This is a genomic window from Buttiauxella sp. S19-1, assembly GCF_022134725.1.
GTDB classification, from domain to species: Bacteria; Pseudomonadota; Gammaproteobacteria; order Enterobacterales; family Enterobacteriaceae; genus Buttiauxella; species Buttiauxella ferragutiae.
On the sequence record NZ_JAHWLU010000074.1, the window covers coordinates 1 to 24,919 of the forward strand.

Consider the following 24,919-nt stretch of genomic DNA (forward strand, 5'->3'; position numbering starts at 1 on the left):
TGAGTGGCGTGAAAGGTGAAACGGAGGGCTTAAGCTACGTCGGAAGATCGAGGTCTTCAGGTCGGATACAAGCTTCCTCCGTTTCATGTAACCGGTAGCTAACCAGCTACCGGTTCAAGATACAAGGGCGGGTAAGTGCAGCGCTCCCGCCGGAACCGGTGCAAATGGTGGATGACGCTAGTCGCTTATCCACCCTACAACTATTGATACAGGTCACATAACCTCTTTCGTAGGGCGGGTAAGCGCAGCGCCCCCGCCGGAACCGGTGCAAATGGTGGATGACGCTAGTCGCTTATCCACCCTACAACTACTGATACAAGTTACAAACCGCTTTCGTAGGGCGGGCAAGCGCAGCGCCCCCGCCGGAACCTGTGCAAATGGTGGATGACGCTAGTCGCTTATCCACCCTACAACTACTGATACAGGTTACAAACCGTTTTCGTAGGGCGGGCAAGCGTAGCGCCCCCGCCGGAACCGGTGCAAATGGTGGATGACGCTAGTCGCTTATCCACCCTACAACTACTGATACAGGTTACAAACCGTTTTCGTAGGGCGGGCAAGCGTAGCGCCCCCGCCGGAACCGGTGTAAATGGTGGATGACGCTAGTCGCTTAGCCATCCTACAACTGCCAACGCCAATTTCCATCACCCGCTTAATTTTTCTTCAAACCTTAATATCCGCCCGGCATTGCCCAGCACCAGCAACGTACTCATATTATGCAGAATGGCGGCAATCACCGCGCCGGATGCGCCGAGCCAGCCGAAAGCGGCGGCGGCAACAATCACCACTGTCCAGCCCAGGCCAATCAGCACGTTCACTTGCAGCGTGCGGCGGCACAGGCGGCTTAAGCGCACGCAGGTTCTCAGGCGGCGTAAGTCACCGCCAATCAACACGATATCGGCGGATGCCATAGCGATATCCGAGCCGCCAGCGCCCATCGCCACGCCGACTACGCCCGCTTTGAGTGCCAGTGAATCGTTGATGCCATCACCGACCACCATGGGCCGGAAGCCGTTGTCGATTTGCGTGCTGACCTGTTGCAGTTTATCGGCGGGCAGCGCTCCGGCGATCACGTCATTGATGCCGACCTTTTTGGCGATGCGTTCTGCCACAGCCTGGCGGTCGCCGGTCAGTAATAATTGCTGATTCAAGCCCAGTTCACGCAGTTCTGCCATCGCGCTGGCCGCTTCGTCACGTAGGCTGTCTGCCAGTAAAATCCAGCCACGGAAGCGGCCTGCCAGCACCAGCCCGACAATCGGCCCATCGTGTGGTGGTTCTTCGGGTAAATCAGCCAGCTGCGTTTTTAAAAGCTCATGCCTGCCGAGAAACGCTTTGCCCGAACTTGTCGTCGCTGATACGCCTAATCCTTGATGTTCATAAACATTTTCAAGCTGCGGCCATGCGCTTTGCGGGGCGATATTCACCAGCGCGCGGCTGACCGGATGGTTGCTGGTTGCGCCAAGACTTGCCGCCAGAGCAGAGATCATTTCCGGTGATTCTCCTGCTTGCGGGCGTAACTCATGAAGTTGCAGTTTGCCGTGCGTCAGCGTGCCGGTTTTATCGATGATCACCGCGTTCAGTTCGGCGAGTTCTTCGAGGAAGGCCGCACCACGGATTAAAATACCGTGGCGTGCTGCGACGGTAAGCCCAGCAATGGAGGTCGCGGGCGCGGAAAGCACCAGCGCACACGGGCAAGCGGCAACTAACACCGCTAACATCGCCTGAGCGTTTTGCGTCAAAAACCAGGTGCTGGCAGCGATTAACAACACCAGCAGCAGATAACGCGCCGCGTGGCGTTCAAGCAAACGGGTAATTGGCGGGCTGGCTTGCTCGGCACTTTGCATCAGGGCAATCACGCGCCCAAGCGTTGAGGTTTCTCCGGTGCGCGTGACTTCGATACGCAACCGCCCGTCGAGATTTATCGCACCGCCATACACCTCCATGCCCGGTGTCACTTCCAGCGGCACCGATTCACCGGTAATCGGCGCGGTATCGAGGCTCGCCTGGCCTTCCAGCACGCGTCCGTCGGCAGGCAAGCGGTCGCCCGCGCGCACTTCTACAATATCGCCCGCCACCAGTTGATGGTTATCGACGTCATGCAAATGCCCCTCGGCATCAAAACGTCGCGCCCGGCTGCGCGTCAGTTTACTCAGTGATTCAATCGCTTCCTGCGAGCCAATTACGCTGCGCTCCTCAAGAATATGGCCGACGATCATAATCAGCGGTAACAGTGCGGCGGTGAGTAAATCTCCGGTTGCCCACGAACCGATCAGCGCGAGTGCTACCAGCTGATCGGTGATGCCGTGCAAGCTCGGGTAACGCAGGCTGTAAAAGGCGTGGCGCAAGACGGGGATGGCGACCATTAACGAGGCGCAGCCTAATAAAATGTCGGCTACGGCGATTTGCTCCGGTGCCATCCAGCGCCACAGCAAACCCAAAATGAGCGTGCCGCTGGCGACCAGCGCGAGGATTAACTGGCGGGTGATTTGTCGTTGTTCTTGATGCGACAGCGCGCTGCCGGGGTTCACTGAATGAGTTGTCATGGTTTAGACGGTTCCTTTTTCCCGGCCGCTTGCAGGATCAAATTGGCATCATCCTGGGGGGATACGGTGACCACCGATTCGGCCTGCGCCAGAATCGCCGCAATGCGTTCGCGGTACACTCGCGCTAACAAATCCGGATCGTTATGGCTACCGGCCAGGCGGTTGACCAACGCGGTGTCAGACTGCGCTTTCGCCACTTTTTCTTGTGCCTGTGCTTGTGCGGTTTGGCGTAGCTGGTCGGCAAGCTGTGTCGATTTCTGGCGTATTAACGAAGCGTCGGTATTTGCGTTGGCAATCGCTTGTGACGCTTGCTGGCTGGCGGTTAATACCGCGTTGAAGGCGGTGACGGTGGTTTCCGGCAAAGTTGATTGCACGGTTACGCGCTCAAGCGTAATACCAAGTGGGCTGCCCGCCAGCGCCAGGCGTTGCAGATTCTGTTCGATATTGTGCTGCACATCGGCACGCAGGCGTTCGCGCTGTTGGGCGACATTCGAATCGCCGCTGACCATTTCTGGCCGCGCCACCAGAATTGTATCCAAATCCCGCGAGGCACAAACGGCAATGGCTGCGCGCTGTACCAGGCGGTCGAGTGCTGGCATCACATGCTCGCCCTGCAAGACATAAGCCATTGGTGTGACCACACGATAAAACACGCTGATATCCAGTTGCACCACGCCCGCATCGCCGGTTAACAAGTAACCGGAACCCGCCAGCGCATCGCTGCTGTCATCGCCGCGCTGCGCATCGGCTGAGCGTAACAGTGCGGTCACGTGATGTTCGATAACGCGGTCGGGCGCAGGAACCATCACCACATCGTCAATCGGCTTCGGCCAGGTTAACAACAAACCCGCTTCATCCACGCGCTGCTGTGCGCCAAAGTGCAGCACCACCGCGCGGCTGTCGGCGGGGATTTGGCGGATGTTCGAGAACAACCACGACGCCGCAGCCAGCAACGTCAGCGCATACAGCGCATAAAAGGCAAGGCGTATGGATTGCGTCCACGGGCCAGCGGGTTTATTAACCTGATGCTCACTCATGGGTTTTATCCAGTTTCGGCCCTTCAACTAACAGGTGGAACGGCGCGGCATCGGTGCGTAACACCAGGCGAGTGCTGGAATTCACCACGCCACTGAGCGCATCAAGCTGGCGCAACAGGCTGTAAAGCTGAGGCGAGCTGGCATACGCCTTGCCATAAATTTCAGCGGCTTGCACCTGAGACTGCGCTTCAATATCTGCCGCCTGAACCTGCGCCTGAGCTTCAACAATGCGAGCATCCCGTTCTGCTGCCGAGCGGATTTCTGCGGCAGCGCGTTTGCCTTCGGCGGTGCGCTCGGTGGCAATGGTTTCGCGTTCGGCACGCATCCGGTCGACTGTCGCGTTAAGCGTGACCGCCGGTAATGTCAGGCGTTCAGTGCCAACTTGCACTAAACGGATGCCGTAACTTTCGAGCAGCGGCTGGCTGATTTGCGCCTGCAAATGGCTTTCAAACTGGTTCAGTTGCACTTGCTGGCTATCGGTATTGACCAGTTGCGCGAGGCTAAAACCGCTGGCGGTGGTTTCCAGCGCTGAACCTAAATAAGCGCGGATTTGCCGTGCCGCTTCATCGGGCTGGTTTTGCACCGCGCGCATAAAGCGCTGCACATGTTGCGGCGTGTTATCAACCTGCCAGACCGCATAAGACTGCACGATGATCCGCAACCCGTCACGCGTACCAACATCCTGTAACCCGCTCGATGTGGTACGCAGCCGTAAATCCACAGCGGTCGCCATCTCAAACGGTGCGGGTAAGCGCCACGCCAGCCCAGGGTTGAGCAGCACGCGCACCGGGTTACCGAAGCGAGTAATGATCAGCGATTCGCCAGAGCGCACCTGCACCAGGCTTGCCGCCGCGACCAGCAAAGCAACCAGCAATCCCGCACCCGCAATACGCTTCCAGGCTTTGGTTTTGGGTGCATCGGGGTGATGGCTGTGATGGCAACCGCAACCATGATGATGTGAATGGCTCAACGGGAAGACTCCTGTGTCGGTTTGGATGGCGCATCGCGCCGTGCTGCATCGTTCAATGAAGGAAACTCGCGCAGGTCGATAGTCGGTGGCGAGCCCGCGCCAATACGCTGGTCGATAATTAACAGCGGGCTGTGGCCGAGCGTCTGGTGCAGCTGGCTGTACCATAATTCATCAATAAACACCTGACCCGACTGCGCCACCGCCTGTTTTTGGGCGGCGAAACGCACCGCTGTGGCTTGTGCTTTGCTGGTCACATCGCTGGCATTCATCTGTGCCTGATTTTGGCGGGTGGTCGCGGTGGTTTGTGCGCTGGCCGCCAGTTCCGCCGCGTGCCCGCGTTCACGGGAAATCAGCGCCTGGGCAGAAATTTGTGCCGCCTGTACGCCATGAAAAGCATCCGCTGCACCAGCGGGTGGATGGATGGCTTCGACCACGGTCGATAACAGTTCGACGCCGGACTGCAGGCTATCGAGTTTTTGCTGCACCGCGCGGTTAATCTGGCTGGCTAAGGCGATGCGTTGCTCAGCCAATAACTGCTCAAGCGTCTGAGAGGAAAACTGATGCACCAGCACCTGGTTGGCAGCGCTGCGAATCAGTTCTGGCAGATTGGCACTGTTGTAAGTGGCTGCCAGCGCCGCGTTGTCGGTCAGGCCGATGCGCCACATAAAACGCACATCGCTATTAATGATTTGCAGGCTCTGCTGGCTACCACTTTGGCTGGCAATAATCTGTGCTTTATCAAAACTATGCACCGCGTCCCACAGGCGATCGGCACTTTGCGGTGCTTCACCTTCGGCGCTGGTCAATGGTTCCGCGGTGGTGCCGGGTTCTTCACCTGTGGCTAACTCGTGCACCTGGCCATTTTCCGTCAGCACCACTTGCCCGAATGGCCACGGCAGCCCGTAATGCAGGCCGGATGACAACACTTTTACCGGCTTACCAAAGCGTTCGTAAATTCCACGCTGCGTGGCAGAAATTTGCTGCAAGCCGGTCAGCAACCAGCCGCAAATCAGCATCACCGTCAGCACCGGTAAAAAAGCCCGCCGCAACACGGTAAACGCCCACAGCTGGCGCAAATCTATCCCAAAGTGTTGATGCAGCTCGCGCTGTAAAAAAAGCAGCGGGCGAGGCGGCCAAACGAGCTGCGCGGCCAGTTGGCTTTTGGCGAGGAAATCCGGTTCGCTATCTGCTTCTTTTGGCGGAGTAAACAGGGAAAACAGGCCGCGCAGCAGGAACTCAAGCGCGACCAGAATCACCAGCATGGCAGGGAGATCGACCAGTAACGGGAGGTTAGCCGCCGGGAAAATTAGCGCGATCAGGGTGAGACATTGCACCGCCAGAGCCAGGCGTAATAGCGGCGCAATAAATTTTGCTTCCGGCCAGGCTTCATCGACGGTGGCCGCCAGATGGCGTTCAGCCACCAGCGTGGTAAACATCGCCGTGGTAATTATCCCAACCGCCACCCAGCGCAAGTTGCCTTCATCCAGCGCCAGGTATTGCGTGGCAAAACCCACTTGCGCGACAAACAACACAAACAGCGCCATCGAAGCGAGCCAAATGCCATCACTCTTAAGCAACGCATTGATACGGCTGAAATTGACAGGAATCAGCGCCCCAAGCCGCTGGTAAATGGTCGGCGGGGGAGCGGGTTCGGTTTGTGCTTCAGGTTCTGGCACGGGGGCGAACTTCCCGGCGCGCCACTGGCAAATCCGCTGCGCATTAAATAAAGAGATCGCCAGCAAAATCAGGGCTGCGGCATTGCTGCTTAATAGCACCGGCCAGCGGGAAGATGACTCGAACATACTGACAACCAGCGCCACTAAAATCATCAGGAAGATCGCGGCGCTTAATCCGCCGACCAATCTGCCGGTCAGCCTGGCTTGCGCGGGGGCGAGAGAGTCACGCGCCTGGGAGCTAAACGGCGAGCGTTTGGTGGGTTCAGTCATTTGGGAGGGCTGTGTCATTGAGGTTTATTGTTACCATATAACATATCACGGCCAGCAATTATTCGTAAACGGAACGCGGGTAACGGTTTGTACAGTCTGATGTGAAGGGGGAATGAGCGGGCAACCAGAACGGATACCCGCGTTTGGTGACTGTGTTACCAGGTACCGCTGGCGTCGAGGGTTTTGCTTTCGGTCTGTTTTTCAACAGACTGCGTAATCCGCTCGTCAAGCAGTGTCTTGTACAGCTCTTCGTCGAGTGGCAATGTTACCCAACCGTCGGTCCAGCTTGAAAGGTGCATGGCGTTGGAAATCGTCAGCCCGCGAATCCCTTCTTCACCCGGTGCGATGAGCGGCTCGCCACGCAGCACGGCGGCGCAGAAGTTGCGGGTAATCACATGATGTTCACTGCATTCAGACGCGGTAGAGATCAGCACTTCCCAGCACTCCGGTTCGCCAAATCCGCCGGTCCAGCGGGCGTTGAACTCGGTTTCGGATTCCCGCAAACGCCAGTAGCGAAGCTTGCCTTCCTCAACCACCACTTTGCCTTTATCACCGATAATCTCCAGGCGGTTGGTGCCGGGGGTTTCTGCCACGGTGGTAATAAACACGCCGGTCGCGCCGTTGGCGTATTCCGCGTAAGCGGTCACTTCATCTTCCACTTCAATCTTGCGATGTTTACCAAACTGGCAAAAAGCGCGCAGGCGAACCGGCATCCCCACCAGCCACTGCCACAAATCCAGTTGATGCGGGTCCTGGTTTAGCAGCACACCGCCGCCTTCGCCTTTCCAGGTGGCGCGCCAGCTTCCGGAATCGTAATAGCTTTGCGAGCGATACCAGTTAGTAATGATCCAGTTTGAGCGGCGGATTTCACCCAGCTCGCCGCTGTCGATAAGGTCTTTTACTTTCTGGTACAGCGGGTTAGGGCGCTGGTTGTACATCAGACCGAAAAGTACATCGCACTGCTGCGCGCATTCATTCATTTCACGCACTTGCGCGGTGTAGACGCCTGCGGGCTTTTCGCACAAAGTATGAATGCCGTTGCGCATCGCCAACATGGCCAGCGCCGGGTGGTCGTAGTGGGGCGTGACGATTAATACCGCGTCGATAAGCCCACTTTGCAGCATTTCTTCTGCGTCACTAAACAGCGGGATATTTTCCCCAACCACCTGACGAATCGCCTCATGCTTTTGCGGATTGTTATCGCAAACGGCGCTAAGAACCGCTTCTTTCACCGTACCTGCCAGCAAATAACGGGCGTGAACGGTGCCCATATTGCCAACTCCAATAATGCCAAAGCGTACTTTTTCCATGTTACAGGCCTCGCTCATTAATGACGCTATTCAGTGCGTTCACCGCGCAGGTAAATGCGGCTTCACCATGGTCCATTTTGTCACTGGTTATCGCGCTATTTTCTAATGCTTTGAAACCGCTGAAATCGGCCAGATGGGGCTCAAGGGACAAGAATCCCTGGTAACCGCAGGCTGCCAGTTCTGCCAGCATATCGCCGATGCGCCCGTCACCCAGGTCCGCAGGCATGACATCGCCCGTGGCGAAAAGAGCGTCTTTAATATGGATATAGACGACGTGTTTGCGCAGCAGCGTAAACGCATCCGGGAATGGAGTGACGCCGCACTGCACAAAGTTTGCCGGGTCGAAAACCGCTTTGACTTTCGGCGTATTCAGCGCTTCCAGCAGTTGCAGGCAACGTTCGGCGGTATCACCGAAAATGTCTTTTTCGTTTTCGTGCAGTAGCGTGACGTCATAGCCTTCGGCGGCGGCAACCAGTTGCTGCCAGCGGTGCAACACTTCCGGCCAGTATTGCTGCGGATCTTCATCTTTCGGCATCCAGAAGCTGAACATGCGGATGTATGGCGCTTCAAGAATTTTGGCGATTTTTAAGGTGTGACGAAACAGGTCAAGATGCGCGTCAAAATCTTCATCGAGGCCAATTTTGCCAATGGGCGAACCGACAGAGGAAATAGCAAAGCCGCGCTCATCCAGGCGTTGTTTAATTAATTTCATTTCATCTAAGGTGTGTTCTACCAGCGGGCGGTCATTCACGCCGCGCATCTCGATATGGCGGATATTGAATTTATCCAGCACATCCATTTGTGTTTCCAGCCACGGCGAAATCTCATCTGCAAAGGCAGATAAAGTAAATTGGTGCATCAGATAAACCTCTTAGCTCATGCCAAATAAATGGGGAAGGAATAATGAAATTTCAGGAATATAAGTCACCACCAGCAATAAAATAAATTCGATGGCGAAGATCGGTAATAACGGTTTAATGACTTTTTCCATCGGCACATTGGCGATGCTGCAACCCACAAATAAGGCGCTGCCCACCGGCGGTGTGATATTGCCGATACACAAGTTAAAGACCAGCATCACGCCGAAGTGAATCGGGTCCATGCCTATGCTTTGTGTAATCGGGAAAAAGATCGGTGTGAAAATCAGTAATGCCGGGCTGATATCCATAAAGGTGCCGACAATCACCAATAGTAAGTTCATGATCAGCAAGATAATAATCGGGTTTTCCGAAACAGACAGCAGCAGTTCGCTGACGGTATCCGGAATAGACAGCCAGGTCATCGCCCACGACATAAACGACGAAGCGGCAATCAGGAATAAAATCATGCCGGAAATAATCGCCGACTCGATCATAATTGCCGGTAAATCTTTCGGCTTAATGGTGCCATAACACAGCGAAAGAATAAGCCCGTAGAAAACCGAGATGACGCCGCCTTCGGTCGCGGTGAATATGCCAACAATAATTCCGCCAATCACCACCACAATCATTAACAGGCTAGGAATGGCATCAAAAACAATACGCAGCGCCTGTTTTAACGGCACTTTATCTTCTACCGGATAGTTATGTTTTTTGGCATAGATCCACGCATAAAACATCACACCGAGGCCCATTAAAATCCCCGGCACATAACCGGCAACAAACAACGTTGCTACCGACGTCCCGGTCATTAATGAGAAGACAATAAACAAACCGGTTGGGGGAATAAGCAAACCGGTAGGTGCTGAAGCAATGTTAACGGCGGCGGAGAAGTACGGATCGTAGTTTTTCTCTTTTTGCAGCGGCCCCATAAAACCACCGACCGCAGAAGCGGCGGCAACGGAGGAACCGCACACACTTCCAAACAGCATATTACTGATAACGTTGGCATGCGCCAGCGAGCCAGGAATGCGCCCGCCAAGCAGCATCGCTAAGTTAACCAGCCGTCGGGCTATCCCACCTTTATTCATTAAGTTACCGGAAAGAATAAAGAACGGTGCCGCTAACAGGCCAAAGTTGTTGATGCCGGTAAACATTTTCTGACTACCGGAATAGAGAATATCCCCCACCGACATGCTGAAAATCAGCGTGAAAATCGACGACACCATAATGGCAATCGCCACCGGTAATCCGAGCACTAAAAAGAAAATAAAGCTGCCCAGTAGCATGCTGCAGGCGATGAGAATTTCGGAATCAATCATGGGCATTCTTTCCCTGGCAATTGCTGATGATATTGATGATTTCCAGCAAAATAATAAGCACGCCGCTCAAAGGAATAATGGCGTGGATCCAACCCATTGGAATGCCCAGCGTACTGGAGCGTTGACCCATGCCTTCGAGCATAAATTGCCAGCCGCCGAGGATCATGACGAAGAAAATGGAAACCATAATAATCACGTGATGCAGAGTATTTAGCTTTACACGCAGGCGGATATTGAGTTTCGATTCCAGCAGCGTCAGAGCTAAATGGCGCTGGGAAGAGAAGCAGCAAACTGCCCCTAAAAAACCCATCCAAATCATAATGTAACGCAGTAATTCTTCGGTATAAGTGCTGGGGTCGTTAAGGATATAGCGGGTAAAAACCTGCCACATCGCAATCAGGCACAAGGCAGTGAGCAGGCACGCCACCAGCAGCCCGATACCTTTATCAAGGTATGACTTAAAGGTTTGAAGGTTCATGAAGTACTCCGGAAAAGCTCGCCCTGTAAAGCCAGCCGTCTGGCTTTACAGGCTAATTGCTTTTATTGCATTGAATTACGGATTTCGGTTACTTGCTGCATTTTGTCGGCGGGAAGCTCGGCGTACATCGGTTCCACTAAATCCTGGAAGGCTTTTTTCTCTGGGTAGTAGAATTTCACGCCCATCGCTTCGGCATCTTTCTTCGCTTTCGCCTGTACTTTTGCCTGCTCTTCGGTCTGCATTACGGCGGAGTTCAGTGCGGCTTGTTTCAGTTTTACCTGTTGATCTGGCGTCAGTTTTGCCCACGTTTTGCTGCTGATAACCACAATGTCAGGCACCAGCGTATGTTCATCAAAAGAGTAGGCTTTCATCATTTCGCCATGGCGGGCATCCGTTAGCGTCGAAACGGCATTTTCTGCGCCATCGACCACACCCTGCTGCATGGCACCGAAGACTTCGCTGTACGGCAGCGGTGTGGCGGTTGCGCCCAGGCGTTTCATCATATTCAGTACGGTTGGGTCGGCCATGACGCGAATTTTGACGCCTTTTAAATCTGCGGGTTTTTCGATGCCTTTATCGCGGGTATAGAACGAACGGAACGAGCTGGTATAGAACGTCAGCCCTTTAATACCGCTGGATTCTGGGTAGGCGTAGAAAGTATCAGCCAACGGGCTGAGGCTGAACTTCAGATAAGCTTCGTTGCTGGGGAACAGATACGGCATGGAAAGAATCGAAAACTTGTCATTGAACGATTGCAGGTTAGAAACAGAAACACGCGCCATATCGACGGTCCCTTTCTGCACATCCTGTAAAACCTGAGTTTCATCGCCCAGCGCACCGTTGGCAAAAATACGTAATTTCACTTCGCCATTAGTGGTTTTTTTTAATTCGTCGTTCATAGATTTGAGCGCTAAAACGGTCGAATCGATAGCGAGATGGTTATCTGCGACTTTTAACGTAATAGCGTGTGCAGAATAACTCGTCAAAAGAGCGAGGGCACAGCTAATAACGGAACCTTTAAAGAGAGTCTTTTTCATTGTGCATTTCTCACCTGGATGTTAATTGGCGCTACAGTAAGAAACTGCCCGAATCTCAGCAAACGGATTTTGTGATAATATTCGCAGCTTAAGTAATTATCTGTCTTGTTTTTAATATTTATCTTTTAAAAACAAAGGAATATCCGTGATAATATTTGCATGGATGCATTGTGTCAGGGATCACAAAATGGCAGGTAAATTAAAGATGCAACAAATAGCCGTAATGACAGGATATTCTGTCAGTACGGTTTCAAGAGTTTTAGCCGGGAAATCGAACACCAGCCCACAGGCGCGTAGCGCTATACTGCGTAGTGCTCAGGAGTTTGGTGTATTAGATGAACTTATCAGTGGGCGTTTATTAATTAACGGTGTGATTATATTTGCCCCGGACCGTGCTTTTAATAGCCGTGATGACACATTTTATAATGAAGTCATCAAAGGCATCGTCGAAGCTATTGCTCCGCATGATATTTATATCCGTTATTGTGGGCTGGAAGAGCAGCAGGCAGATTTGAAGTTGTTTCTTAAAAAAGCCAGCGACAGCAATATTAACGCGATGATCATTATTGGCGTGGACGACCCAACCATTCATAAACTCGCCGCCACACTAAACAAACCCTGCATTCTTATTAATACCACCGACCGGGAAATGCTTCTGGATAACGTCTCGCCAGACCATCGGGCCATCGGTTTTAGTGCCGCTCGTCATCTTTATCAACAGGGGCATCGGCGCCTGCTGTGTCTGACCAGCCTGCGGCGCGACACTATGGTGAGCCGCCTGGAAGGGGTCAAAGAAGCGGCGCGTTACTTCCATGCTCCATTCGATGAAGCTCTCAATTTGGTGGTGACGGAAGGATTTGGCGCGGTGGAATCAGAAGCGGCGCTGGAACGCTGGTTTTCACAACATTCCCAGGAACAATGGCCGACGGCCATTCTTTGCGCTGGGGTATTTATGGCAAAAGGGGCGCAACAAGTCTTGCAGCGCCGTAACCTTACTGTCGCGCAGGACGTTTCGCTGATGGTCACCGACTTTAGCTGGACACTCTCCGAGCCCTTTAGCCCCGCATTAACGGCAATTCAGGTGCCTTGTCGTGAATTGGGCATTGAAGCGGTGCATTTATTACAAAACCGCATTACTCGCCCCCACACCCCAGTATTCAACCTGATGCTGCAGGGGCGTTTGCTGGTGCGTGATTCGGTGATCCGCACTACCCGCTCAATCCCGCGGGAGCACGCTTAAGCTTGCGGCGGTAAACAGACACCAATGCCACCAATGCCGCAATAGCCATACGGGTTTTTATGCAGATATTGCTGGTGGTCGTCTTCGGCATAGTAGAACGGACCGGCGTTGGCAATTTCAGTTGTGACGCGGCGCTCATCACCAGCCAATGCCATAGCGTCCTGGAAACGCTCAAAACTGGCGCGGGCGGCAGCATCTTGCTCAGGTGTGAGGGGGTAAATCGCCGAGCGATATTGGGTACCGACATCACCGCCCTGGCGCATGCCCTGAGCCGGATCGTGATTTTCCCAGAACAGTTGCAGCAATTGCTCATAGCTGATGACTTGTGGGTCGTACACCACGCGCACCGCTTCGGTGTGGCCCGTCATCCCGCTACATACTTCACGGTAAGTTGGATTGGGCGTAAAGCCGCCAGCGTAACCTGCGGCGGTGCTATAAACCCCCGGCAGTTGCCAGAACAAACGTTCAACGCCCCAGAAACAACCCATCGCAAAATAAGCGATTTCCATCCCATCTGGTACATTTGTCATGGAATGCTCGTTAACTGCATGTAAAGCGGCGATCGGCATCGGGGTGTTGCGGCCTGGCAACGCTTCAGACTGGGTCACGGGATGGTTTTTCTCAAATAATTTCATCAGTCATGCTCTCCCGATATCGGTAAAATTTAGTAACAACCGTCAAGCGGTTGTAACGCGGCGAGTTATTTCAGACAATAACCCAGCATTATGAGACTACAGTACATATAAGAATTATTTGGGTTATTGTGCAGTTTTCAACCCTAATTGTTGTAATTTTGTTAAGCCTAAGGCGGCGATAACGTTTCCTTCCAGGGGTGGGAACAAGGATATTCAGGAGAAAACGTGCCACAAATCCGTATATTTTGCTCGGCCTGTTTGTGCCTGGTAAGCACGTGGGCGGGAGCTGCCAACGTGCGTTTACAGGTTGATGGGTTAAGCGGCGAGCTACAAAAAAACGTTCGTGCGCAACTTTCTACCATCCAAAGTGATGAAGTGACGCCGGACCGGCGTTTTCGCGCGCGTGTGGATGACGCCATCCGTAATGGTTTGAAAGCGCTCGGATATTACGAACCAACTATTGAATTTGACCTGCGGCCACCACCGGCCAAAGGGCGACAGGTATTGATTGCCAAAGTCGATCCCGGCCCGCCAGTGTTGATTGGCGGCACTGACGTGATTCTGCGCGGCGGTGCGCGTACCGATAAAGATTACATTGCATTATTGGCCGACCGCCCGAAAATTGGCACCGTTCTCAATCACCACGATTACGACAGCTTCAAAAAAGATCTTTCCAATATTGCGGTACGGAAAGGCTACTTCGACAGTGAATTCCTCAAAAGCCAACTCGGGGTTTCCCTTGAGCGCCGCCGGGCGTACTGGGACATCGATTACAACAGCGGTGAGCGCTACCGTTTTGGTGACGTGACTTTCCAGGGCTCACAAATTCGCGAAGATTACCTGCAAAATCTGGTGCCTTTTAAAGAGGGCGATTACTACACCTCAAGTGATTTGGCAGAGCTAAACCGCCGCTTATCGGCGACAGGCTGGTTTAATTCGGTGGTGGTGGCGCCGGAATTCGACAAAGCTCGCAAAACCAAAGTATTGCCATTGCAGGGCGTCGTTTCCCCAAGAACTGAAAACACCATTGAAACCGGTGTGGGTTATTCCACCGACGTTGGGCCGCGCGTCAAAGCGTCGTGGAAAAAACCGTGGATGAACTCTTACGGCCACAGCCTGACCAGCAGCATCAGCCTTTCTGCGCCTGAGCAAATCATTGATTTCAGCTACAAAATGCCATTGCTCAAAAACCCGCTGGAACAATATTATCTGGTGCAGGGTGGCTTTAAAGCGACGGATTTAAACGATACCAAGTCCGATTCCAGCACCCTTGCGGTTTCACGATTCTGGGATTTATCCAGCGGGTGGCAGCACGCCATCAACCTGCGCTGGAGCCTCGACCACTTTACTCAGGCAGACGTGACCAACACCACGATGCTGCTTTATCCGGGTTTAAGCCTCAGCCGTACTCGCTCGCGTGGTGGCCTGATGCCCACCTGGGGTGATTCACAGCGTTATTCGCTAGACGTTTCCGACACCATGTGGGGTTCTGATGTCGACTTCGCGGTGATTCAGGCACAACAAGTCTGGATTCGAACCTTGCAGGAAAAACACCGCTTTGTGGTGCGTGGCAACGTCGGTTGGATTGAAACCAATGACTTCGACAAAGTCCCACCTGACTTGCGCTTCTTTGCCGGTGGTGACCGCAGTATTCGCGGTTATTCCTACAAATCCATCTCCCCTGAGAACGACAAAGGTGAACTGACGGGTGCCTCAAAATTAGTCACCGGTTCACTGGAATATCAATACAACGTGACCGGGAAATGGTGGGGTGCGGTGTTTGTCGACTCCGGCGAAGCGGTCGATGACATTAAAAAGAGCAACTTTAAAACTGGCGCAGGGTTCGGTGTGCGCTGGCAGTCACCGGTTGGGCCAATCAAGCTCGATTTAGCCGTTCCGGTGGGCGATAAAGATGAACACGGTTTACAGTTTTACATCGGTTTGGGGCCTGAACTATGAGTCGTTGGAAGAAGATAAGCCTCGCGGTGTTATTTTTTGTGGTGCTGCTGATTGGGGCGGTGGGCTTCCTGGTGGGCACTACCACTGGGCTACACGTCTTATTTAACGCCGCCAACCGTTGGGTACCTGGGCTGGATATTGCCAGCGTCACAGGCGGCTGGCGCAATCTGACTATCAAAGGCCTGCGCTACCAACAGCCGGGCGTCAACGTCACGGCGGGTGAAATTAACCTGGCGGTTAAACTTGGCTGCCTGCGCGACAGCAGTTTGTGCGTGAATAATCTCTCACTCAAAGATATCGACGTGGTGGTCGATAGCAAAAAAATGCCGCCGTCAGCACCTGTTCAGGAAGAGGACACTGGCCCACTCAATCTCACCACGCCGTATCCCATCACCCTGAGTCGTTTTGCGCTTAATAACGTCAATCTCAAAATTGATAACACCACCGTTTCGGTGATGGAGTTTACCTCCGGCCTGAACTGGCAGGAACGTAATGTCACGCTGACGCCGACCAACCTTGAAGGCTTGCTGATTGCGCTGCCGAAAGTCGCCAAAGTGGCGCAAGAAGAGGTAGTTGAGCCGAAGATCCAGAACCCGCAGCCGGAAGAATTACCGCTGGGTGAAACGCTCAGGCAGCTGTTTGAAAAGCCTGTTTTACCTGAAATGACCGATGTGCATTTGCCGCTGAATCTGAATATTCAGGAGTTTCGTGGCTCGCAAATGCGCCTGACTGGCGACACCGATTTGTTGGTCAGCAGACTGTTGTTGAAAGTCAGCAGTATCGACGGTTCTTTGAAGCTCGATGCGCTGGATGTCGACTCTTCGCAAGGCCAGGTCAACGCCACCGGTAGCGCGGAATTGCGCGATAAATGGCCGGTAGATTTAACCCTGAACACCACGCTGAACATCGATCCGATAAAAGGCGAAAAGGTGAAAATGAAGATCGGCGGCGAGCTGCGGGATGTGCTGAAAGTTGGCGTCAATCTTTCAGGACCGGTCGATATGGAACTTACCGCGCATACCCAGCTTGCCGAGGCCGGTTTGCCACTCAATCTGGAAGTGGTCAGCAAGCAGCTTTACTGGCCGTTTACCGGTAAAAAAGAGTACCAGGCAGACAATCTCAAACTGAAATTCAGCGGCAAAATGACCGATTACGCGCTGTCATTCCGTAGCGATGTGAAAGGCGAACAAATCCCGCCTGCCACTATCACGCTCGACAGCAAAGGCAACGAACAACAGCTTAAGCTCGACAAATTGCGCATCGCGGCGCTGCAAGGCAATACCGATCTGAAAGCGGTGCTTGACTGGAGCAAAGCGATTAGCTGGCGTGGCGAGCTAAAACTCGATGGCATCAATACCGCGAAGCAATTCCCTGACTGGCCTGCAAAGCTTGACGGCCTGGTGAAAACCAGCGGCAGTTTGTATGGCGGCAGCTGGCAGGTGGATGTGTCAGAACTGAAGCTCGCAGGTAACGTCAAAAATAACAAAGTGAATGTGGCCGGGAAGCTTAAAGGCAACAGCTACATGCAGTGGAAAATCCCTGGCTTGCAAGTTGAGCTTGGGCGAAACAGTGCTGATGTTAAAGGGGAATTAGGGCCGAAAGAGCTGGCGCTGGATGCCAATATTGATGCGCCGAATCTCGACAATGCTTTGCCAGGCCTGGGCGGCACCGCGAAAGGGACGATTAAAGTCCGTGGTGATGTCAAAGCCCCGCAATTGCTGGCGGATGTCACGGCGAATAATCTGCGCTGGCAGGAGCTGTCCATTGCGCGGGTTCTATTGAAAGGTGACGTCAAATCCACCGATCAAATCGCCGGTAACCTGGATCTGCGTGTCGAGCGTGTTTCCCAGCCAGGCGTCGACATCAACCTCGCCACGCTGGTAGCAAAAGGTTCTGAAAAACAGCATCAGTTGCAATTGCGGATTCAGGGCGAGCCGGTTTCCGGACAACTCGACTTAAGCGGCAGTTTCTCTCGTGCTGAAGAACGCTGGCGCGGCAACCTGACCAACACGCGCTTTGAAACGCCGGTTGGCCCGTGGTCGCTTAACCGCGCTCTGGCACTCGATTACCGCAATAAAGAACAGAAGATCAATATTGGTGCGCATTGCTGGACTAACCCGAATGCCGAGCTTTGCGTGCCGCAACCGATTGATGCGGGCGCGAAAGGGCGAGCTGTCGTCAACCTGAATCGCTTTGATCTGGCGATGCTCAAACCGTTTATGCCGGAAGATACCCAGGCCGTGGGCACCTTTAGTGGCCGCGCGGATGTGAGCTGGGACAGTGAATCTAAGGGGTTGCCGCAAGGCAACGTCACGCTGCAAGGCAACGGCGTGAAAGTCACACAAGTGGTCAACGACAGCCCACTGCTGGTGGCGTTTGATACGCTGAATCTGAATGCGGAACTGAAAAATAACCAGGCGCAGCTTGGCTGGATGATCCGCGTCGCGCAAAACGGCCAGTTTGATGGCCAGGTGCAAATTACCGATCCACAAGGCCGCCGTAATCTGGGCGGTAACGTGAATATGCGTAACTTTGATTTGGCGATCGCCAACTCGATTTTCTCACGCGGGGAAAAAGCTGCCGGGAAGCTGAATGCGAATTTACGCCTGGCGGGTAACGCCGAGCGTCCGCAACTGTTCGGGCAATTGCAGCTGAACGGCATCGATGTCGACGGTAACTTTATGCCGTTTGATATGCAGCCAAGCCAGGTGGCGATGAACTTTAACGGCACCAATTCCACGCTGGTGGGGACGGTGCGCACCAAAAAGGGTGATATCGCGCTTAATGGTGACGCGGACTGGACGCAAATCGACAACTGGCGGGCGCGTGTGGCGGCGAAAGGCAATAAGGTGCGCATTACGGTGCCACCGATGGTGCGCCTCGATGTCTCGCCTGATGTTGAGTTTGTGGCAACGCCAAGCCTGTTCACACTCGATGGTCGCGTCGATATTCCCTGGGCGCGTATCGTGGTGCATGACGTGCCTGAAAGCTCGGTCGGCGTTTCCAGCGACGAAGTGATGCTGGATCAAAACCTCAAGCCAATTAAACCGCAAACCGCGGGTATTCCGATCAACAGTAATCTGGTTATCCACGTTGGTGATAACGTGCGCCTGGATGCGTTTGGTTTGAAAGCGCGTTTGAACGGCGATTTGAAAATGGTTCAGGATAAGCAAGGGCTCGGTCTTAACGGGCAGATCAACATTCCCGAAGGGCGCTTCCACGCTTACGGACAGGATCTGATCGTGCGCAAAGGCATCCTGCTGTTCTCGGGGCCACCGGATCAACCATTGCTGAATATCGAGGCGATTCGTAACCCTGAATCTACCGAAAACGACGTTATTGCCGGTGTTCGTGTCACAGGAACGGCTGATGAACCGAAAGCTGAAATATTTTCGGACCCAGCCATGTCACAGCAAGAAGCCTTGTCCTACCTGCTTCGCGGCCAGGGTTTAGACAATTCTGGTGACGATGGCAACGCGATGACATCCATGCTTGTCGGTTTGGGGGTTGCACAAAGTGGTCAGGTTGTGGGTAAAATCGGCGAGACGTTTGGCGTAAGCAATCTGGCGCTGGACACCGCAGGGGTGGGGGATTCCTCACAAGTGGTGGTCAGTGGCTACGTACTGCCAGGTCTCCAGGTAAAATATGGCGTGGGTATTTTTGACTCGTTGGCGACACTAACACTGCGCTATCGCCTGATGCCTAAGTTGTATCTGGAAGCTGTGTCTGGTATCGATCAGGCACTTGATCTGCTTTATCAGTTTGAGTTTTAGCAATGCGAATATTTGTTTACGGCAGTTTACGACGCAAGCAAGGTAACAGCCACTGGATGACCAACGCCCAGTGGCTTGGGGATCATCATGTCGAAAATTACGCCTTATACAATCTTGGCCATTATCCGGGAGTTGTGCCGGGTGAAGGTTCAGTTGTGGGCGAAGTGTATCGCATAGATGCTTCAACACTTTCCGAGCTCGATGCCTTGCGCACCAAGGGTGGTGAGTATAAACGTCAGCTAATTCAGACACCTTACGGGAGTGCATGGATGTATGTTTACCAACGGCAGGTGGATGGATTAACCCGCATTGAAAGCGGAGACTGGGTAGACCGGTAACCGTCCTGCGATCGCTCTCACCCTCTGTCAGCGGGCATGATTTCTGCTGACAAGAGGGTGAACTTTCACCTTAGCGCATGATGCGTTTTAATATTCTGTTCACCTGCTGTTCAAATTCTGTCGCGGCTTGATCGACGGTTTTCTTACCGTAATCAATCGCTTCTCTGGCGTTATCGAACAGGGTGACAAACTGCCCATCTTCCAGTTGTGGCAATGTAGCCGAAGCATTAGGGAGTTTTGCCGATTGTGCGAGCCCCTGAATAACAGGATCGTTATCCTGCCAGATCCCGGCGTCACGCAGTGCTTTTTCCCCGGTTTGACTCAATGGTGCCCCACGTTCAAGGCCAACAGGCACCACGCCTTCCTTTTCATTGAGCAGGAAATTGAGCAGCAACGCGGCTTCTTTTGGATGCTTTGTGTGACGACTTATCGAATACATCAGCGCGGTTTTACGAAACTGTCCGGCATCTTTCGCGCCAGGGAGCATCGGGTAGGGGCCCATGACCAATTTGTCAGGAAGAATCAGGTTCCCGGCTTCAGCGGTATATAACGCATTCCAGTTATAAACACCACCCCATTCGCCATTGATCCAGGGCTTCATTTCATAGTTGATACCTTTGCCGAAAGAAGCAATTTGCTTCATGTTCGGGGCGACATGCGCGTCCATCAGGCTTTTGTAAAAGGTTAACCCTTCAACCAGCTCCTCATGACTCCAGGCAAATGTTTTACTCTCAACGTCTATCATCTCTTTCTGGTACTTCTGGTACATGTAAGAACGCACAAGCATCAGCGCATCTTGTTCTGATAAAACGAGAGGGAAATAGTTATCGCCGAGTTTCTCTTTAAACTGTTGACCCGCAGCACGTAATTCATCCCAGGTAGTAGGGAATGGAACGCCTGCTTTTTCCCAGGTATGTGCGTTGTAATAGAACAACATGACATTGCTGGAAATGGGCATCGCATTCACTTTGCCGTTAACCGTGGTGGTGGCGAGTGACTCAGGGGAATAGTGCTCTAGCCCGATCTCTTTACTGACTTTGTTGAGATCGTAGAAACCATCTCCGGTGCGGGAAAGCAGCGTCAGCCAGTTCCAGTTAGTCTGGATAACATCTGCTTCCGTGCCGCTGTTGAGCTGCGTGGTGACACGAGAGGAATAGCCGTCCCAACCGGTATATTCTGCTTTAACTTTGATGCTGGGGTAGCGTACTTCGAATGCCTTCAGGGCTTCCAGGGTGGCGACGTTACGGGATTTTCCGCCCCACCAGGAGAAGCGCAGTTCCACTTGCTCGCTGCTGAAAGCCAGCGATGCATTGCCGAGCGTGCAACAGACCAGTAAAAAAAGAAGTGCTGTCTTCATGGTTCCATCCTCAATGTGATTAACCGCGAGCTCTCTTATGTTGGCAAGCCGTTAAGTGGCTAACCAGGCGCATTTCTTCTTCGTTCCACGGATTTCCCCGATCGTTTAGAACATCGTGAAACCATAACGATTGCGGATCGGGATGTGTTTTGTTGACGCCGGTCCAGGGGATCCAGGTTTGGGTTTTACCCTGTACCAATCCCCACTGGTAGCAACCCGCGTCATAAGCGGCGAACAACGGCAGTTGCTCGCTGAAGGTGCAGTCCATATGCCGCGCCAGCCACTCGGTACAAAGCACAGGACGATTGAGTTGTGACAGGTGGTGCAATGCCGTGAGCTGATAGTTTGCGGGAACATAGGCGTGATAGCTGATGATGTCTGAAAGCTGAAGCGCTGCGCTATCGATCGGATGCCCGAACAACGTGTTGCTTTCAATGTCGAGATGCCATGCGGCAACCGTCAGCGGCTGAGAAGGGCCGACCTCACGGGCCCAGCGAAAGGCGTTAATCATCCGTTGCAGCGCGAACTCCTCAATCCTGATGTCGGCCTCCCCGGATTCGGTGGCGCTCACGTTGATGCCACGATTGCCCGGTTCGTTGTACAGATCCCAGATGGCGACCCGTTCATCGTGTTTAAAGCGTTCAATGACGTCACGGATATAGGCTTCCACCGCTGGCCAGCGACTGGGATCCATCACAATTCCACGCCCAGGGCTTGCCGCAGCCTGACTGTTATGCACGCCTGGGCGAGGGGGTTTTTGCGGGCCGAGGAACGGCTCATCGCCGGAAAAGGCGCAATCGTCCATCAGCGTCAGCATCACCTGAATCTGGTGTTTCGCCGCCAGTTCGAGGAAAGTGTCGATGCGATTTAGTAGCCCGTCTCGATCGTGTTCCCAGACGATAAACGGCAGGTTGGTGCGCAGGGCGTTATAGCCATGACGCCGCGCCCAGCCCAGTTCCTGATCGATGGTTTGTGGATCGAAGGTGTCGGCTTGCCACATTTCCGTCCAGTTCACGCTGGTTCGCGGCAGATAGTTGAATCCACACGTCCAGCCGTGCTGCTCCTGCCAGGCCTGCGCCTGTGATGGTGTCCATTGAAAATGCATACGATGCTCCTGTTAGTCAGAATACTGCGTACGGCTCTATCCCCGAAAAAATGCGATATTGCCCTGTATTACAAAGAGATATTCTTTTCACTTTCGGCGTCAAAGAGATGGCATTCTTCCATGTTGAAGCGGAACCAAACCGGACAGTTTAACCCGCCCTCGATGATCGTCTTTGCCTCTTCGGCGGTGACGCGGGCGGTGAGTTCGACGTCTGCGACGGCGAGGTAGAGAAAGAATTCGTGCCCCATATTTTCAGTACGGATAAGCGTTCCCTCCGCGCCTTCGCTGGCAAACGGCTGCGCTGACACCATCACCGCTTCAGGGCGAATACCGAAAAAGACGTTTTTATCGACAAAGGGGGCGACTTTCTCCTGTTGGCTGGCATTCAGCGCCAGTGTGTTTTGGCCAACCGTGATGTGAAGCAAACCCTCTTTACGAATGATTTTGGTGGGTTTGATGTTCATTTCCGGCGCGCCGATAAAGCCCGCCACAAAGATATTCAGCGGGGCGTGATAGAGGTTATCCGGGGTATCAACCTGCATGATATGGCCCTGTTTCATCACGCAGATCCTGTCGCCCATGGTCATCGCTTCCGTCTGATCGTGAGTCACATAAACGGTGGTGGCCGGGCTGCCAGACAGCTTCAGTTGCTTGTGGAGATCGGAAATTCGGATGCGCATGGAGGCGCGCAACTTCGCATCAAGATTGGAAAGCGGTTCATCGAACAGAAACACATCCGGCTTTTTGACGATGGCGCGCCCTACGGCGACACGCTGGGCCTGACCACCGGAGAGCTGGCGCGGCAGGCTATCGAGCAGCTCTTCCAGTTCGAGTATTTTCGCCGCTTCATTCACCTGCTGAGCGATTCTTTCTTTGGGTAGCTTTGCGAGCTTCAGGCCGAAGGCCAGATTCTCGCGCACCGTCATATGCGGGTAGAGCGCATAGTTCTGGAATACCATCGCGATACCCCGCGCTTTAGGTGCAAGGTTATTGACGATTTTTTCACCAATATAAATTTCACCTCCGCTGACGGTTTCTAACCCGGCCAGCATTCGCAGAGTCGTGGATTTAGCGCAGCCGGACGGCCCGACAATCACCATAAATTCGCCGTCGGCGATATGCAGGTCGATGCCGTTGACGGCTCTGAACCCGTTGGAATAGATTTTTTCCACGTTCTTGAAAGTGACTGCAGCCACAATATTTTCCCCTTAACCTTTAATACCGCTACTGGTCACGCCCTGGATGAAGTAACGCTGTGCCAGGAAGAAGACGATGATGGAGGGCATAAGCGCGATACACGACATCGCGAGTATTTCGTTCCACGGAGCCCCTTCGCTGACGTCTATCGACATTTTCAGCGCCAGGGAGATGGGGTATTTGTCAACGCTATAGACGTAGATCAATGGCCCCAGGAAGTCGTTCATCGACCACATAAACTGAAATAGTGCGACGGAGATAATGGCGGGTTTAAGAATGGGAACGACCACATACCACAGCACCTGTGCTGAGTTGCAGCCATCGATTTGCGCCGCCTCTTCCATATCACGCGGCACGCCGCGCAAAAACTGGATGAGCAGGAACACAAAAAAGCCTTGTGTGGCGAAGGCGGTAGGCAGATACAGCGGCAAATAGCTGTTAAGCATCCCCATTTCACGAAACATCAGGTACTGCGGGATGAGCAGCACCGTGCCTGGCAGTAACATGGTGGCGATAAGGGCAGAGAACCAGAATGTCTTCCACGGGATCTCGAATCGGGCGAAGCCGTAGGCCACCACCGTGGAAGAGATAATGGTGAGGATCACTTTTGGGATCACGAACTTAAAGGTGTTAAGCATGTAATGACCAAAGTTATATTCGGTGCCGGTTTTCCAGCCGTTGATAAAGCCGTCCCAGGTCAGGTTTGAGGGCCACAGGCTCAGGTTGGTGAATATTTCATTGTTGGGTTTGAGCGAGGCAGAAAACATCCACGCCAGCGGGTAGAGCATCAGCAGCCCGATAAACAGCAAGATAAAATAGCGAACGCTACGGTTAACCATTTTTGCCTCCCTTATCGGCGGAATAAAACACCCAGTATTTCGACGACTTGAATAAACAGCAGGCAAAGAGCGCGACCAATATAAACAGCGCCCAGGCCAGCGCCGCAGCGTAACCAATATCAAAGTATTTAAATGCGGTGTCGTAGATATAGAGCGAGAACAGATAGGTGTAATACGTTGGCCCGCCGTCTGTAATGACGTATGGCGCGGTAAACTCCTGGAAGGTATTAGTGGTCTGCATAATAAAGTTAAAGAAAATCACCGGGGTAATTAGAGGGATCGTTACTTTGGTGAACATCTGCCAGCGGGTTGCGCCGTCAATCATGGCCGCTTCATATTGCGATTGTGGAACGTTCTGCAGCGCTGCGAGGAAGATAACCATTGAAGAGCCGAACTGCCACACCTGTAATAGTGTCACAGAGAGTAAGGCTAGCGGCGGCTCGCCAAACCAGTTGATCGGTGTTGTGCCAAACAGGCTGAGAAAACTGTTCAACAGGCCATCGATGGAAAAAAGCGCCCGCCACAGCACCGCGATGGCAATGGAGCTGCCGAGAATCGAAGGGATGTAAAAAGCCGTGCGGAAAAAGCCAATACCGCGAAGTTTAAAATTCAGGACAAACGCGACGCCTAGTGCAAATGCCAGCTTTAAGGGAACGGTTAAAAATACATAGGTGATGGTGACCGCGACAGATTTCCAGAACAGCGTATCGTCGGTCAGCATATAACGGTAATTTTCTATCCCGTTAAATGTGGGGGGGGTCATTAAGTCATATTCGGTGAAGCTAAGCAGGAATGAAGAGACAAACGGGAAAAGGGTAAAGACAAACAATCCGATTATATAAGGTGATATCCAGGCAAGACCTAATAATTTATTTTCATTCATAAGAATCTCAAATTAATAATTATTTTATATGGTTCATTTTCCGGGTCGCTGTGATGAATGCGTCATCAAATGACAGGGTGGTAGGCATAGATA

19 protein-coding genes are annotated in these 24,919 nt (G+C 53.1%); 4 read left to right on the forward strand and 15 right to left on the reverse strand.

The window, feature by feature from the left end; translation table 11 throughout:
* Positions 1–644: 644 nt before the first annotated feature.
* The 9 genes from MES37_RS15895 to MES37_RS15935 all read right to left on the reverse strand — a co-directional run bounded on the left by MES37_RS15895 (position 645) and on the right by MES37_RS15935 (position 11,500).
* Positions 645–2,543, reverse strand: coding sequence for a heavy metal translocating P-type ATPase (locus MES37_RS15895; RefSeq protein ID WP_237931984.1), 1,899 nt, complete (start codon positions 2,541–2,543; stop codon positions 645–647).
* On the reverse strand, positions 2,540–3,580 hold the full coding sequence (locus MES37_RS15900) for an SPFH domain-containing protein (RefSeq protein ID WP_133522973.1): 1,041 nt from the start codon (positions 3,578–3,580) through the stop codon (positions 2,540–2,542). The genes MES37_RS15895 and MES37_RS15900 overlap by 4 nt, the downstream gene beginning before the upstream one ends.
* Positions 3,573–4,550 (reverse strand): protease modulator HflC, encoded by a 978-nt coding sequence (gene hflC / locus MES37_RS15905; RefSeq protein ID WP_208111334.1) that lies wholly within the window; start codon positions 4,548–4,550, stop codon positions 3,573–3,575. Before hflC ends, MES37_RS15900 begins: the two co-directional genes overlap by 8 nt.
* Positions 4,547–6,496, reverse strand: coding sequence for a protease modulator HflK (gene hflK, locus MES37_RS15910; protein WP_237931986.1), 1,950 nt, complete (start codon positions 6,494–6,496; stop codon positions 4,547–4,549). The genes hflC and hflK overlap by 4 nt, the downstream gene beginning before the upstream one ends.
* Before the next feature lie 155 nt (positions 6,497–6,651).
* Entirely contained in the window at positions 6,652–7,806 is a 1,155-nt protein-coding gene (locus MES37_RS15915) for a Gfo/Idh/MocA family protein (RefSeq protein WP_121814450.1), read from the reverse strand.
* A 1-nt stretch (position 7,807) separates the two neighbouring features.
* Positions 7,808–8,665: a sugar phosphate isomerase/epimerase family protein gene (locus MES37_RS15920; protein WP_237931987.1), complete on the reverse strand. Its 858-nt coding sequence runs from the start codon at positions 8,663–8,665 to the stop codon at positions 7,808–7,810.
* Between the two features lie 12 nt (positions 8,666–8,677).
* Positions 8,678–9,982 carry a TRAP transporter large permease gene (locus tag MES37_RS15925; protein ID WP_370090873.1) on the reverse strand — a complete coding sequence of 435 codons (1,305 nt, stop codon included), beginning with the start codon at positions 9,980–9,982 and terminating at the stop codon, positions 8,678–8,680.
* The gene (locus MES37_RS15930; protein WP_064540619.1) at positions 9,978–10,463 is read right to left on the reverse strand and encodes a TRAP transporter small permease; all 486 of its coding nucleotides are present in this window, start codon (positions 10,461–10,463) and stop codon (positions 9,978–9,980) included. Before MES37_RS15930 ends, MES37_RS15925 begins: the two co-directional genes overlap by 5 nt.
* A gap of 62 nt (positions 10,464–10,525) precedes the next feature.
* Complete coding sequence (locus tag MES37_RS15935) at positions 10,526–11,500, reverse strand: TRAP transporter substrate-binding protein (protein ID WP_064540616.1); 975 nt, start codon at positions 11,498–11,500, stop codon at positions 10,526–10,528.
* Between the two features lie 187 nt (positions 11,501–11,687).
* Here MES37_RS15935 and MES37_RS15940 point away from each other — a divergent pair, with 187 nt between their 5' ends.
* The gene (locus MES37_RS15940) at positions 11,688–12,740 is read left to right on the forward strand and encodes a LacI family DNA-binding transcriptional regulator (RefSeq protein ID WP_064540613.1); all 1,053 of its coding nucleotides are present in this window, start codon (positions 11,688–11,690) and stop codon (positions 12,738–12,740) included.
* Here the strand turns inward: MES37_RS15940 and msrA are convergent.
* Complete coding sequence (gene msrA, locus MES37_RS15945) at positions 12,737–13,375, reverse strand: peptide-methionine (S)-S-oxide reductase MsrA (protein ID WP_064540610.1); 639 nt, start codon at positions 13,373–13,375, stop codon at positions 12,737–12,739. The two genes, MES37_RS15940 and msrA, sit on opposite strands and share 4 nt — an antisense overlap.
* Before the next feature lie 225 nt (positions 13,376–13,600).
* On the opposite strand from msrA, the gene tamA reads away from it, so the two are divergent.
* From tamA to MES37_RS15960, 3 genes are read left to right on the forward strand one after another with little or no spacing between them, the layout of a single operon-like run.
* Positions 13,601–15,334, forward strand: coding sequence for an autotransporter assembly complex protein TamA (gene tamA, locus MES37_RS15950; protein ID WP_064540607.1), 1,734 nt, complete (start codon positions 13,601–13,603; stop codon positions 15,332–15,334).
* On the forward strand, positions 15,331–19,107 hold the full coding sequence (gene tamB, locus MES37_RS15955) for an autotransporter assembly complex protein TamB (RefSeq protein WP_237931989.1): 3,777 nt from the start codon (positions 15,331–15,333) through the stop codon (positions 19,105–19,107). Before tamA ends, tamB begins: the two co-directional genes overlap by 4 nt.
* A gap of 2 nt (positions 19,108–19,109) precedes the next feature.
* Entirely contained in the window at positions 19,110–19,445 is a 336-nt protein-coding gene (locus MES37_RS15960) for a gamma-glutamylcyclotransferase family protein (protein WP_064540601.1), read from the forward strand.
* A gap of 70 nt (positions 19,446–19,515) precedes the next feature.
* On the opposite strand, the gene MES37_RS15965 is transcribed toward MES37_RS15960, so the two are convergent.
* From MES37_RS15965 to MES37_RS15985, 5 genes are all read right to left on the reverse strand, one after another.
* A complete protein-coding gene (locus MES37_RS15965; RefSeq protein ID WP_064540599.1) occupies positions 19,516–20,802 on the reverse strand; it encodes an ABC transporter substrate-binding protein in 1,287 nt (428 codons plus the stop codon).
* A gap of 19 nt (positions 20,803–20,821) precedes the next feature.
* Positions 20,822–21,907 (reverse strand): cellulase family glycosylhydrolase, encoded by a 1,086-nt coding sequence (locus MES37_RS15970; protein ID WP_237931990.1) that lies wholly within the window; start codon positions 21,905–21,907, stop codon positions 20,822–20,824.
* Positions 21,908–21,975: 68 nt separating this feature from the next.
* Positions 21,976–23,103: an ABC transporter ATP-binding protein gene (locus MES37_RS15975; RefSeq protein WP_064540593.1), complete on the reverse strand. Its 1,128-nt coding sequence runs from the start codon at positions 23,101–23,103 to the stop codon at positions 21,976–21,978.
* Between the two features lie 12 nt (positions 23,104–23,115).
* Positions 23,116–23,943 carry a carbohydrate ABC transporter permease gene (locus tag MES37_RS15980; RefSeq protein WP_232887230.1) on the reverse strand — a complete coding sequence of 276 codons (828 nt, stop codon included), beginning with the start codon at positions 23,941–23,943 and terminating at the stop codon, positions 23,116–23,118.
* Positions 23,936–24,826, reverse strand: coding sequence for a carbohydrate ABC transporter permease (locus MES37_RS15985; protein ID WP_064540591.1), 891 nt, complete (start codon positions 24,824–24,826; stop codon positions 23,936–23,938). The genes MES37_RS15980 and MES37_RS15985 overlap by 8 nt, the downstream gene beginning before the upstream one ends.
* Positions 24,827–24,919 lie beyond the last annotated feature (93 nt).

What these genes read in the sequence shown, in the direction of transcription:
- MES37_RS15895 (WP_237931984.1), bottom strand. Translation starts at nt 2,543, where the DNA reads ATGACAACTCATTCAGTGAACCCCGGCAGCGCGCTGTCGCATCAAGAA.
- MES37_RS15900 (WP_133522973.1), bottom strand. Translation starts at nt 3,580, where the DNA reads ATGAGTGAGCATCAGGTTAATAAACCCGCTGGCCCGTGGACGCAATCC.
- hflK (WP_237931986.1), bottom strand. Translation starts at nt 6,496, where the DNA reads ATGACTGAACCCACCAAACGCTCGCCGTTTAGCTCCCAGGCGCGTGAC.
- MES37_RS15915 (WP_121814450.1), bottom strand. Translation starts at nt 7,806, where the DNA reads ATGGAAAAAGTACGCTTTGGCATTATTGGAGTTGGCAATATGGGCACC.
- MES37_RS15920 (WP_237931987.1), bottom strand. Translation starts at nt 8,665, where the DNA reads ATGCACCAATTTACTTTATCTGCCTTTGCAGATGAGATTTCGCCGTGG.
- MES37_RS15930 (WP_064540619.1), bottom strand. Translation starts at nt 10,463, where the DNA reads ATGAACCTTCAAACCTTTAAGTCATACCTTGATAAAGGTATCGGGCTG.
- MES37_RS15935 (WP_064540616.1), bottom strand. Translation starts at nt 11,500, where the DNA reads ATGAAAAAGACTCTCTTTAAAGGTTCCGTTATTAGCTGTGCCCTCGCT.
- MES37_RS15940 (WP_064540613.1), top strand. Translation starts at nt 11,688, where the DNA reads ATGGCAGGTAAATTAAAGATGCAACAAATAGCCGTAATGACAGGATAT.
- msrA (WP_064540610.1), bottom strand. Translation starts at nt 13,375, where the DNA reads ATGAAATTATTTGAGAAAAACCATCCCGTGACCCAGTCTGAAGCGTTG.
- tamB (WP_237931989.1), top strand. Translation starts at nt 15,331, where the DNA reads ATGAGTCGTTGGAAGAAGATAAGCCTCGCGGTGTTATTTTTTGTGGTG.
- MES37_RS15960 (WP_064540601.1), top strand. Translation starts at nt 19,110, where the DNA reads ATGCGAATATTTGTTTACGGCAGTTTACGACGCAAGCAAGGTAACAGC.
- MES37_RS15965 (WP_064540599.1), bottom strand. Translation starts at nt 20,802, where the DNA reads ATGAAGACAGCACTTCTTTTTTTACTGGTCTGTTGCACGCTCGGCAAT.
- MES37_RS15970 (WP_237931990.1), bottom strand. Translation starts at nt 21,907, where the DNA reads ATGCATTTTCAATGGACACCATCACAGGCGCAGGCCTGGCAGGAGCAG.
- MES37_RS15980 (WP_232887230.1), bottom strand. Translation starts at nt 23,943, where the DNA reads ATGGTTAACCGTAGCGTTCGCTATTTTATCTTGCTGTTTATCGGGCTG.
- MES37_RS15985 (WP_064540591.1), bottom strand. Translation starts at nt 24,826, where the DNA reads ATGAATGAAAATAAATTATTAGGTCTTGCCTGGATATCACCTTATATA.